The organism is Thermococcus indicus (assembly GCF_006274605.1).
Lineage (GTDB): Archaea > Methanobacteriota_B > Thermococci > Thermococcales > Thermococcaceae > Thermococcus > Thermococcus indicus.
This window is the reverse complement of sequence record NZ_CP040846.1, coordinates 1,067,425-1,077,667: the sequence shown is the minus strand read 5'-3', so window position 1 is coordinate 1,077,667 and position 10,243 is coordinate 1,067,425. Positions and strand designations below refer to the sequence as shown.

Below are 10,243 nucleotides of genomic sequence, written 5' to 3'. Positions count from 1 at the left end.
ATGTGGTGACCAGGAAAGGCTGCCGGCGACGGAAGAAGAGGGAAGGAAAGTTCAAAGGGAGAGCGGAAGGGCCTCCCTTATGCGCCTGAGAAGCTCATCCTTCCTCTCGTTGTCCACGAGGGCGATCTCAAGGACCTGGTCGATGGTCTCGACCGGGAATATCTGTATCTTCTCCGCCTTGTCCTTGCTGAGGAAGACGTCCTTCTCGTTGGCCTTGGGGATTATGACGGTCTTTATGCCGGCCTCGATTGCGGCCTCTATCTTCGGCGTGGCACCCCCTATCGGGAGCACCTCACCGAGGACGCTGAGCGAGCCCGTCATGGCAACATCCTGCCTTATCGGTATCTCCTCCAGCGCGGATATGACCGCGGTGGCCACGCTTATGCTCGCCGAGTCGCCCTCGACACCCTCGTAGGTCTGGAGGAACTGGACGTGTATATCGTAGCGGCTTATGTCCTCGCCCTTGTAGCGCTTGATTATCGCCGAGACGTTCTGAACCGCCTCCTTCGCTATCTCACCCAGCTTTCCTGTGACGATAATCTTGCCCTCCTCCTTGCTGGCGGCGGGGGCAACGACCGCCTCTATCGGCAGGACTATACCGCTCTGCTCGCCTATGACGGCGAGACCGTTCACGCGGCCGATTCCCTTGCCCTCCGCCTTGATGACCTGGTACTCCTTCTTCCTCTCGATGTACCAGTCGGCGAGCTGCTTCTCGAGCGGCTTCGCCATCCTGACGGCCTCTATCACGTCCTCCCTCTCGACGTACTTCCTGCCCTTCTTTACGGCTATGTCGCCCGCAGCCCTAACGATACCGCCGAGGTCGCGGAGGCGGAGGGTGAGGTGCCCCTTTCTGCCTGCCCGCTTCTGGGCCTCCCTGACTACCTCCTCAACGGCCTCCCTGGTGAAGTGCGGTATCTTCCCGTCGCGGATTACCTCCTGTGCGACGAACTGGACGAGCTTCTTCCTGTTCTCCAGAGTGTCCGGCATCGTCGTGCGCATGTAAACCTCGTAGCCGTAGCCCCTTATACGGGAGCGCAATGCCGGGTGCATCTTGTCAACGGTGTCGAGGTTCCCGGCCGCGACGAGGACGAAGTCGCACGGGACCGGCTCGGTCCTGACCATCGCGCCGCTCGACATCTCGCTCTGGCCGGTTATCGGGAACCTCTTCTCCTGCATCGCTGTGAGGAGGCTCTGCTGCATCTTGAGGCTCAGCGTAGCTACCTCGTCTATAAACAGGACTCCCTTGTGGGCGCGGTGTATCATTCCGGGCTCTACCCTCTCGTGGGCGGGCGTTCCGAGGCCGCCGCTCTGGAACGGGTCGTGTCTCACATCGCCGAGGAGCGCGCCCGCGTGCGCGCCGGTTGCGTCGATGAACGGTGCCTTGGTCCTGCCGCAGTTGTCCACGAGAAGCTTCGGAACAAGAACGGAGCCCTTGAGGCGCATGTTGGAGAGCGCCATTATGGTGAGTATAATGACAAAGAGCCCCATCAGGAGCGTCGTCGCGTTGAAGTCTATGAAAAGGGCAAGCATGACGGTGAACATAACGAACAGGAGGATGTACGATTTTATACTCTCCTGGCCCTTGGCCTTCTCCCGGTACTTCTCGACTATCCGTCTTCCCTGGCAGGCGGGGACGGTCTTTATCTTGGGCATGTTCTCGTCCTCTGGGTTCGGGAAGACCAGTATATCCTCGAGGTTCTCCGTCGGGAGAAGCTCCGCCATGGCCTGACCGAGCATGGACTTGCCGGTTCCGGGTTCTCCGATTAAAAGGACGTGCCTCTTCTGGTTCGCCGCGGTTCTGATGACCTCGACGGCATGTTCCTGGCCGATGACCTGGTCTATTAGCTTCTCCGGAACCTTGATCTCCTCGGTGGTGCTGAAATCCACGCCCAGCTCCAGGCTCTCGCCGTACTCCCTGGGGGCCAGGGCCTCTTCAATCTTCTCTTTGTCCCCCATTTTTCTTCCCTCTTTCGTTCTCTCAACCCTGAATGCTCGGGGCGATTTATAACTTTTTTGAGGCATCCGAGAAAAAGCTAAAATAGTGCATGGAATCCATAATGAATGGTGAAAGCGATGAGGGTGGAAGACCAGATAGTGTTCACGGCGCATCACGGGAACTGGAAGGTTGCCGACAGGCTCCTCGATATGGACGACGAGAAGGTGGCTCACTTCATAGCGAGCATCGCCAACACGGTCAACGCGAAGATACCTGAGTACCTCACGGAGGTCATGAACGTCGCGGGAATAGCGAGCCTAGCAGAGGAACTGGCGCAGAAGAACCTGAGTGATGCCGTTGTGGCGCTCAAATCCCCGGGAACCGCGAGGAAGCTGGGCCAGCTCGTCTTCGAGGACGACAAAAAGCTCAGGAAGCACCTCGTTGACGTCGCCAAGGCTCTCCTCGTCAGGGATGTTCTCTCCAGGAAAGCCCCCGTGGACTACCCAGAGGGGCCGCTGAGCGAGGTCAGGATAGTCTTCCCTTACAACGAGGACCACGTCAACTTTACGGCGTTCCACCTCAGCGCGGAGCACGGCAAGTGGAGGGCCGTCCGGAGGCTCATAATCGACGACAAGACGCCGATGGCGGACGTCGCAAGGCTCCTCGCGGGCATAAACGAGAGCATAACCCTGAAGCTCCCCGTCTACGCCGGCATCGACGTGGATGGAATAGACGCATGGTTCGGGGAGTTCAAGAAGGTTAGAAAGGCCGAGATCCCTGCGGTCGTTGAGAAGTACATGCACTTCCCGGCCGAGAACTACGCTCCCAAGCCGTTCGTTGAGCATGCCCGTGTTTACGCCCTGAGGAAGGCCCTGGAGAAGATAGGCCTGCCCCTCGATGTCCCGGCCAAGAGCCTTGAAAAGTACCTTGAGAAGAAGTGAACCCGGAGAGAGTGATGAAGCCGAGGACACCCGAGCGGTGCCCCAGCCGCAATGAGGAGTCTTCGCTTCGCTGATTCGAATGGAGGTGGAAGAATGAAGGAAACCGTCTTTACTGAGAGGGCCCCGAAGCCGATAGGTCCCTACAGCCAGGGAATCATTGCGGAAGGAAGGCTCCTCTTCGTCTCCGGACAGATACCGATAAACCCCGAAACCGGGGAACTCGTGGACGGGGACATAGAGGAGCAGGCCAGGGTGGCCATTGAGAACCTTCTGGCGGTGGTCGAGGCCGCGGGAGGAAGCGCCGAGAACGTGGTGAAGGTCACGGTTTACATCAGGAACATGGGAGACTATGCCAGATTCAACGAGGTTTACAACCGCTACTTCTCCAGCTCCAAGCCTGCCAGGGCGGTTGTTGAGGTCTCAAACCTGCCCAAAGGAGTGGCAGTTGAGATAGAGGCCATCGCCGTCCTCTGAGTTTCCCTATTTTCACAGGCCGAGAAGGTGAAAGCATGGAAGTCGTGAGAATACGGAGGGAGCTGCTCGAATACCTGCTCGAGCTGGCGCGCGAGTTCTACCCAAACGAGTTCGCCGGTTTCCTGAGGGAGAAAGACGGGGTCTTCGAGGAGGTTCTCATAGCCCCCAACCCCCACTTCGGCACGAGCTCGGCCTTCTTCGACACCTGGATGCTGCCCTACGACGAGAGCATAAAGGGAACCGTCCACTCACATCCCGGCCCGAGCGCCAGGCCCTCCGGGGCGGACCTCCACTTCTTCTCGAAGTTCGGAGGGGTTCACCTGATAATAGCGTATCCCTTCACGGAAGATACCGTCAGAGCATACACAAGCAGCGGCGAGAGCATCTGGATGGAGATAGTTGACTGAGGCCACCACGCATGGGACCGACCCCCGTTCATGTGAAAATTCTTAAAAAGGTGGGCCGCACTAAGAGTTTTGGTGTTGGACATGAAGGTGCGTGACGTCCTGGACAAGCTGGACGAGAAGCAGAAGAGAACAGTGATGCAGTGTTTTGAGACATGCAGCATACCCGACCTGGACAGGGAATTGGACATCCACGTCGATGACGAGACGATGAGCTTCCTCAAGGCAATATCCAACCCCCTGAGGTTCAGGATACTCAAGCTTCTGAAAGACAACTGGATGTGCGTGTGCCTGATATCAAAGATCCTCGAGCAGGACCAGACCCTGATCAGCCACCACCTCCGTACCCTCAAGGCCCTGAACCTGATCGAGGAGCGCAAGGAGGGCAAGATGCACTTCTACAGGACCAACAGAGATGTGCTCGAGGAGTATCTCACAAAGGCCCGCGAGGGTCTGGTGTGACCGTGAACGAACATCAGGAAAAAGTTGACAGGCTCGTCAGGGAGTTCGGCGGCTACTGGAGTCCCTTCGAGATGCTCGCGGCGCTGGTGGAGGAGGTCGGCGAGCTGGCGGACGAGCTTCTGAAGGTCGAGGGTGTAAAAGGCACTGGTGGGAAGGAACGTCTGGAGGAAGAAATTGGCGACGTGGTCTTCGCACTCGCATGCATCGCGAACTACTACGACATCGACCTCATAAATGCACTGGATAAAAGCCTAGAGAAGTATCGGATCCGTGACAAGAACCGATGGAGAGAACCCGATGAGGACCCCGGGGGATAAAGATCTTCCACTGTAACAACTGGTTCCACTGTATAACCGGGTTTTACGGCCATTGGGTGCCCACAGAGTGACCGGAGGGTTAGAAATAATCCAACTTATAGAAACATTTTTATAATCAAACGACCAACCGAGATTAAAAGTACTGGGGGGTGAAGAGATGGCGGATAAAATAAACGGAATCGACATCCGCATTTTAAAGCTTCTCTCAAGGAACGCCCGCCTTACCTATAAGGAGCTCGCCGAGATCCTCGGCACCACCAGACAGAGGATATCCAGGAGAATGGACCGCCTCGAGAGGAACGGCGTCATAAAGAAATACACCGTCATACCCGACTACGATGCCCTCGGCTACGTCCACGTGATCCTCGGAATAACCCTCAAGCCATCGGTCAACATCGACGAGATAATCCCCGCGCTGGTTGAGGACGAGAACATCAAGATCATCCAGCGTGCCATCGGCTCCCACAGCCTGGTCGTCCACATAGTTGGACCGAAGGACATGAAGGAGCTCGAGAGGATCATCGCAGAGGTCTCCAGAAAGATACCCGGAATCGACAAGCTCGACATAACCTTCGTGACCGAGACCGTCAAGTTCGAGGTTCTTTGATTTCCTTTACTTCCTTCGTCAACCGCCGAGGGAAAGAATAATAAACGCACCGCAGCACTTCTTCCCAGGGTGACAGAGATGCTCGAAAGAATCGCCGTGGACATGGCAGTGGTCGCAGGGCTGGGACTTGGCTCGTATCGGTTCAAAGCCCTCGATGCAAAGGGCGCCACAGCTGCAGCGGCCCTTGGGCTTGTTGTCATAGAACTCGGCGGGATCTATCCGTTCCTGGCCATGGTGGCCTTCGTGGTTCTTGGCGTTCTTGCAACCAAGTATCGGTTTATGGAGAAGGCCAGACTCGGCACGGCCCAGGGCAGAAACGGAGTCAGGAGCTGGGGCAACGTCCTTGGAAACGGGCTCGCTGCCGCCATATTTCTCGCCTTTGAGCACCTGTCCCAGATGGACGTTTTCTGGGCGGCCACGTTCGCGGCCATCGCGACGGCTAACGGGGACACACTAGCCAGCGAGCTCGGAAAGGTCTTCGGGAAGAGCCCGAAACTGATAACCAACTTCAAACCCGCCAAGCCAGGAACCAACGGCGCCGTGTCATGGGCGGGTGAGCTCTTCGCCCTCGCAGGGACGCTGGTGATAGCACCCTTTGCCCTCCCCCTGACCGCGGAGAAGGGCCTCATGCTCCTCGCGGTGACCCTGGGCGGTTTCATCGGGGTCAATCTGGACAGCCTCATAGGCGCCACCCTGGAGAACGAGGGCATCACCAACAACAACTCAACCAATTTCCTGGCCTCACTCCTGGGCGGCTTCGTGGGCGCTGGCCTGTTCTACCTCCTCAACGGAGGGGCGTGAGATTTTAAAACCTCGACGGGAATTCTCCTCGGGCGGATGATGACTACGGCGGATTCCCGAACGGTGAGGACGACCTTAGGGTCTGACGCCTCGCCAAAGCATAATTCAAGAATTGAAGAATTAAAGAAAAATTCAGGTTCTTTCCTCCCGCTTCCCTGCGTATTCCTCGTAAACCTCCCAGAGGGACACGAGTGCGGCTGGAATGCCGTGCTCGGTGGCGAAGGTCATGTACGGGGCAAGGTCGATAACGTAATCTGCGAACCTGAAGAGACCCCTCGGAATCCCCTCGCGGGAGCCGATGAACACCACGACCTCCTTCGCGTGGAACATGTCGCGCGCAAGCCTCTCTCCAACCTGCGCCACGGTTGGGCCCTTGGGGTCCGTTATTATGAGGAGTCTCTTGTCCCTCCTTTTGTCGCGAACCACCTGGTAAAGGTCCCACACGCTGACGGGAACCTTCTCAACCTTCCATGGATAGCTCTCACGCTGTATCCTGTGCCTGCTCTCCTGACCAACCCTGACCCCTTTGATGAACTCGGCCAGCTCAAGGGCATCCATCTTCCCCTTCGGGGCTATTATGAGTTCCTTCACCTCGAAGGCCTGGGCGGCCCTTCCGATCTTCTCCCCAAAGGAGCGGCAGACCTTGTAGCCTCCCCAGTACGGCATCTGAACTACCGTGACCTTGCGGAAGAGCTCCCTGGCGTCCCTCTTGTCCGGAGTGAACTTCCTGAACTCCTCGCCAGGGAGAACCGAAACGTATGCCCTGTCCCCGATTATCTCAACCTGAACAACCTTGTCCGGCCAGCTGAGGTTCACGTCGGCGCCCGTGAGCTCGCGCACCTTTGCCCCGAGCTCCCTGTTGACGTCGATGCTTGAGAACCCGTGCTTTCCGCGCCTCTTTGTCTTCACTGCGAAGGTCTCGTTTTCCCCTATGAGCGGGGCCACCTTCTCGGCGGTTTCAACGATCCTCTCAATCTCGGCCGGAACCTCCGCGAGAACGGGAATGACCCTCTCGATCTCGGGAATGCCGAGCATCACCTCGCCCGCGTTCTCATCCTCAGTCTCCACGATGACAAGTCCGTAATAGCCCATCGGAGAAATCCAAACCTCGGCGTCCGGGAGCTCCTCCCTGATGTAATTGGCCGCAACGCCCTCCATACCCTTCTGGGTCTTCACGAGAAACTTCATGACCGCACCTCCTCTCCGCTATGGAAGTCTCTCAAATCCGTGAACTTCAAAATCGCTGTCAAATGTAAAAACCCTCCTCAGACCAAGCCTCTCCATTATAGCAAAGCTGAGGGAGTCGAAGATGTCTATCCCTTTGCTGTCCCGGTACTTAAAAAAGAGCCCCCATGCACGTGACCAGTCTTTTTCGGTTTCGTTTTCCATGTATATGAACCTGCTGGAGGTAATGGCCTCGTACTGTTCCCTAGCGACATCTTTTCCCACCCGCTTTGCCAGTCCGTTCAGGTACTCAACGAGCACCGGTCGGGAGAGAAGAAACACCACACCCATTTTAAGGGAGGTCTCCAGAAAGGCCACCGCGGCTTGATGGTTTTTGTCCCGCGAATTAAAAAGCGCTATGAGAGCACTTGTGTCAAGGTAGATAATCTCCGGCCTTATTCGCTTTCCCATTCCACGGTCCCCCAGCCTTCGCTCTCGCTGGCGTTTTCCTCAAGTTCCCCCCTGCCAACCAGCTTCCATATCGGGTCGCTTTTAAGGTTCTTGGTTAGAGTGTTCTCCTCTGCCTCTATGTACCTCTCTATGGCCTCCCTTAAAACCTCCTTCAGGGGCTCCCTCTTCCGGATGGCTATCATCTTCAGCATGAGATAAAGACTCTCATCTATCTCTGTCTGAACATGCTTTGTGGCAGATTCCATAACATCCACCCCTACATCTAATCGAACTACAAACTTAAAAAGTTTGGCGAATGCACCCATCAAAACTTTAAATTAACTCCAGAAAAGGGAACGATGTTAAAATGTTAGGGGTGAGGCCCTCAGGCCTCCGGCTCGGCGAGAACCTTGATCTTCCTGATCTCGGCCCTCTTGATCGGGTAGATCTTCCTGGCTTCCTTGGCCATCTCGGCGGCCATCTTGCCGCTGACGGCCTCGAGAACGAAGTCCCTGTAGTTGAGCTCCTCGGCCTTCTTGTAGATGATGTCCCTGATGATCTCCCTTATGGCCCTCTCCTGGCTGGTCTGGATGCGCCTGTAGGCGATGACCATACCCATGACGCGGAGCTTGTAGCCGTCCTTGGTGGTGACGTTGTAGATACCGTCAACGCGAGTGGTTCTCCTCCTGACGAGGCTCCTTATGTAGCTCCTCGAGAGGGTGTGGCCCTTGAACTTGGTGTAGGCGTTCTGGCCCTTGACATCGTAGACCTGGAAGTAGAGCTTGACCTGGCCCTTGGTGAAGTCGCCGGTGAGGTCCTTGAGGGTGGTCTCGATGACCCTTCCTATGACCTTCTCCGGCTCGTCGGCCGGGGTAAGGCCTATCTCCTTGCTCCCGAAGAAGTCCGGAGCGTAAACTATATACCACTCCTTGCTCTTCCACTTATCCTTGGTAGCGGCAGCCTTCTTCCTTGGGTTAACTTTTGCCATCTTAACACCTCCACTTCACACCTTTTCGGTTACATCTTCGGCGATTTTGATTGAAAACACCAAATCATCCAGCGCTTTGATGAGTGTTTCAATCTCACCCGAGTATTTAACCTTTGTTATGACGTCCCCATTTTCCCATCGGGTCAGCACATTTAAACTTTTCTTTAGGCCATCCGGAATGCCCGCGTTGTCCACTTCAAGGGACCGGGCTATGGCCTCCGCCCTCTTCGGATCGCCGTAGTGCCAGACCATCTCCACCCTGGCCTTAACCTTCACTGCCCTTTCCCTCCACCTGCTTTTCAAGGGCCTCGTTGAAGAGCCTGATGAACTCCTCGATCCTGTCCCTCGGGAAGCGGATTCCCGCGGCTATCGCATGCCCTCCGCCCTCTCCGCCGAGCTTCTCCGCGACCTCACGCAGTGCATCGCCGAGGTGGTAGCCCTTCTCAAGGGCCCTCTCCGTGGTTCTTGCGGATCCCTTCACGAGGCTCTCGTCCTCGTCGCTGTCGGCCAGCACTACAACCGGCTTCTCTGGGTCAACCAGCCCGGCGTTTATCGCTATGTTGGCGGCGATGCCGACGAGAGTGTCCCTGATGCTCCTGCCTGCGTAGAAGACGTAGGCGTGCTCTCCCTCGTCCACCATGCTCCAGTTCTGGATTATGAACTTCCTGGCCTCTATCTGTTCCCGCTTGTAATCGTCAAGCATCTTCCTGGCGCGCCTGTAGGCATCCTCGTCACCGAGGCATATCGCAACTCCCAGCGTCCCGGCGTTTAAGCGACCGGTGGCGTTGAGGAGCGTGGCAAACTCCCTCGCCTCGTGCCTCGGGTCGCCCTCCGGGTAGAGCGGGCTTACCACCACGTCCCCAATGAGCCGGTCTATGGCCTCCTTGGGGGCGCCGTGTTTGATGAGGTGTATCACCAGTGCATCGTGAAGCTTCCGCTTCTCCTCCTCGCGGAGCTGCCAGTACTTCACCTCCGGGTCGAAGCCCTTGGCGCGGAGCCACTCTATGGCCTTCCGCTCATCGCCAGTTACCTCGGGAATCTCCGGGTTGGTGGAGTAGGCCAGCATCTGGCGTAGGGGCCGGCTTTCGCGCCCGAAGAGGCGAAGTTCCTTCCGGACCTCCAGGATGCCGAGATCCTTTCCATCCTCTATGATGTCCGTGTTCATGCCGTGGAACGTGCCGTCTATCTCCTGCATGTCGCCGACGGCGCCGACGAGGGCGATATAGGCCAGATCCCGATTCTTCTCGTTCATCTCCCTGGCGACGAAGTAAGCAACGCCCGAACCGCTGAGATCGCGGACGCTGTTGGCCCCGAAGGGGACGGGGTTCACCAGCACGTGAGAATCCGTGGAGAATCCGTCCCTCTCGGGCGGGTGGTGGTCCGCAACAACGACCGTGGCGCCTTCAAGGTACTTCTCGATGAGACCCATCGAACCGCTCCCCAGGTCGCTGAAGACGTATATCCTGTGCTTTTCAGCGGCCAGGTCCTTGATGAGTTCCTCGCTCACCTGTTTGACGATGCTGAGCTGGAAGGTTCCGCCCTCGCGCGCCACCGCCCTGGCCAGAATCGCCCCGGCGGTTATGCCGTCCGCGTCGCGGTGGGAGACTATGCGGATGGTGTGCCCTAACTCAATGTGCATCTTGATCAGTTCGGCGCCTTCCCTGGCCCGCTCCAAAAACGCCCCTCTATCCACGGCAGA

At 57.2% G+C, this 10,243-nt stretch carries 14 protein-coding genes; 7 read left to right on the top strand and 7 right to left on the bottom strand.

From position 1 onward, the window contains the following. Nucleotides 1-51: 51 nt before the first annotated feature. Nucleotides 52-1,956: an ATP-dependent protease LonB gene (lonB, locus tag FH039_RS05940; protein ID WP_139680576.1), complete on the bottom strand. Its 1,905-nt coding sequence runs from the start codon at nt 1,954-1,956 to the stop codon at nt 52-54. 117 nt (nt 1,957-2,073) lie between these two features. Here lonB and FH039_RS05935 point away from each other — a divergent pair, with 117 nt between their 5' ends. From FH039_RS05935 to FH039_RS05905, 7 genes are all read left to right on the top strand, one after another. Continuing rightward, nucleotides 2,074-2,877, top strand: coding sequence for a DUF2666 family protein (locus FH039_RS05935; protein WP_139681686.1), 804 nt, complete (start codon nt 2,074-2,076; stop codon nt 2,875-2,877). A gap of 93 nt (nt 2,878-2,970) precedes the next feature. Beyond that, nucleotides 2,971-3,351 carry a RidA family protein gene (locus FH039_RS05930; RefSeq protein ID WP_139680575.1) on the top strand — a complete coding sequence of 127 codons (381 nt, stop codon included), beginning with the start codon at nt 2,971-2,973 and terminating at the stop codon, nt 3,349-3,351. A gap of 35 nt (nt 3,352-3,386) precedes the next feature. After that, a complete protein-coding gene (locus FH039_RS05925; protein WP_139680574.1) occupies nt 3,387-3,758 on the top strand; it encodes a Mov34/MPN/PAD-1 family protein in 372 nt (123 codons plus the stop codon). An 81-nt stretch (nt 3,759-3,839) separates the two neighbouring features. Continuing rightward, a complete protein-coding gene (locus tag FH039_RS05920) occupies nt 3,840-4,217 on the top strand; it encodes an ArsR/SmtB family transcription factor (protein ID WP_139681685.1) in 378 nt (125 codons plus the stop codon). A gap of 2 nt (nt 4,218-4,219) precedes the next feature. Next, complete coding sequence (locus FH039_RS05915; RefSeq protein ID WP_139680573.1) at nt 4,220-4,534, top strand: MazG nucleotide pyrophosphohydrolase domain-containing protein; 315 nt, start codon at nt 4,220-4,222, stop codon at nt 4,532-4,534. A 157-nt stretch (nt 4,535-4,691) separates the two neighbouring features. Beyond that, nucleotides 4,692-5,141 (top strand): Lrp/AsnC family transcriptional regulator, encoded by a 450-nt coding sequence (locus FH039_RS05910; RefSeq protein WP_139680572.1) that lies wholly within the window; start codon nt 4,692-4,694, stop codon nt 5,139-5,141. A 78-nt stretch (nt 5,142-5,219) separates the two neighbouring features. Next, complete coding sequence (locus FH039_RS05905; RefSeq protein ID WP_139680571.1) at nt 5,220-5,942, top strand: DUF92 domain-containing protein; 723 nt, start codon at nt 5,220-5,222, stop codon at nt 5,940-5,942. Nucleotides 5,943-6,074: 132 nt separating this feature from the next. Here the strand turns inward: FH039_RS05905 and FH039_RS05900 are convergent, their stop codons facing one another. From FH039_RS05900 to FH039_RS05875, 6 genes are all read right to left on the bottom strand, one after another. Continuing rightward, on the bottom strand, nt 6,075-7,130 hold the full coding sequence (locus tag FH039_RS05900; protein WP_139680570.1) for an SPOUT family RNA methylase: 1,056 nt from the start codon (nt 7,128-7,130) through the stop codon (nt 6,075-6,077). 18 nt (nt 7,131-7,148) lie between these two features. Beyond that, a complete protein-coding gene (locus FH039_RS05895; RefSeq protein ID WP_139680569.1) occupies nt 7,149-7,577 on the bottom strand; it encodes a type II toxin-antitoxin system VapC family toxin in 429 nt (142 codons plus the stop codon). Further along, nucleotides 7,562-7,822 (bottom strand): hypothetical protein, encoded by a 261-nt coding sequence (locus tag FH039_RS05890; protein WP_139681684.1) that lies wholly within the window; start codon nt 7,820-7,822, stop codon nt 7,562-7,564. Before FH039_RS05890 ends, FH039_RS05895 begins: the two co-directional genes overlap by 16 nt. A 119-nt stretch (nt 7,823-7,941) precedes the next feature. Next, complete coding sequence (locus FH039_RS05885) at nt 7,942-8,544, bottom strand: 30S ribosomal protein S3ae (protein WP_139680568.1); 603 nt, start codon at nt 8,542-8,544, stop codon at nt 7,942-7,944. A gap of 15 nt (nt 8,545-8,559) precedes the next feature. Then, nucleotides 8,560-8,820 carry a KEOPS complex subunit Pcc1 gene (locus FH039_RS05880; protein WP_139680567.1) on the bottom strand — a complete coding sequence of 87 codons (261 nt, stop codon included), beginning with the start codon at nt 8,818-8,820 and terminating at the stop codon, nt 8,560-8,562. Further along, nucleotides 8,810-10,237, bottom strand: coding sequence for a DHHA1 domain-containing protein (locus FH039_RS05875; RefSeq protein ID WP_139680566.1), 1,428 nt, complete (start codon nt 10,235-10,237; stop codon nt 8,810-8,812). Before FH039_RS05875 ends, FH039_RS05880 begins: the two co-directional genes overlap by 11 nt. Nucleotides 10,238-10,243: the final 6 nt, after the last annotated feature.

What these genes read in the sequence shown, in the direction of transcription:
- lonB (WP_139680576.1), bottom strand. Translation starts at nt 1,956, where the DNA reads ATGGGGGACAAAGAGAAGATTGAAGAGGCCCTGGCCCCCAGGGAGTAC.
- FH039_RS05935 (WP_139681686.1), top strand. Translation starts at nt 2,074, where the DNA reads ATGAGGGTGGAAGACCAGATAGTGTTCACGGCGCATCACGGGAACTGG.
- FH039_RS05930 (WP_139680575.1), top strand. Translation starts at nt 2,971, where the DNA reads ATGAAGGAAACCGTCTTTACTGAGAGGGCCCCGAAGCCGATAGGTCCC.
- FH039_RS05925 (WP_139680574.1), top strand. Translation starts at nt 3,387, where the DNA reads ATGGAAGTCGTGAGAATACGGAGGGAGCTGCTCGAATACCTGCTCGAG.
- FH039_RS05920 (WP_139681685.1), top strand. Translation starts at nt 3,840, where the DNA reads ATGAAGGTGCGTGACGTCCTGGACAAGCTGGACGAGAAGCAGAAGAGA.
- FH039_RS05910 (WP_139680572.1), top strand. Translation starts at nt 4,692, where the DNA reads ATGGCGGATAAAATAAACGGAATCGACATCCGCATTTTAAAGCTTCTC.
- FH039_RS05905 (WP_139680571.1), top strand. Translation starts at nt 5,220, where the DNA reads ATGCTCGAAAGAATCGCCGTGGACATGGCAGTGGTCGCAGGGCTGGGA.
- FH039_RS05900 (WP_139680570.1), bottom strand. Translation starts at nt 7,130, where the DNA reads ATGAAGTTTCTCGTGAAGACCCAGAAGGGTATGGAGGGCGTTGCGGCC.
- FH039_RS05895 (WP_139680569.1), bottom strand. Translation starts at nt 7,577, where the DNA reads ATGGGAAAGCGAATAAGGCCGGAGATTATCTACCTTGACACAAGTGCT.
- FH039_RS05890 (WP_139681684.1), bottom strand. Translation starts at nt 7,822, where the DNA reads ATGGAATCTGCCACAAAGCATGTTCAGACAGAGATAGATGAGAGTCTT.
- FH039_RS05885 (WP_139680568.1), bottom strand. Translation starts at nt 8,544, where the DNA reads ATGGCAAAAGTTAACCCAAGGAAGAAGGCTGCCGCTACCAAGGATAAG.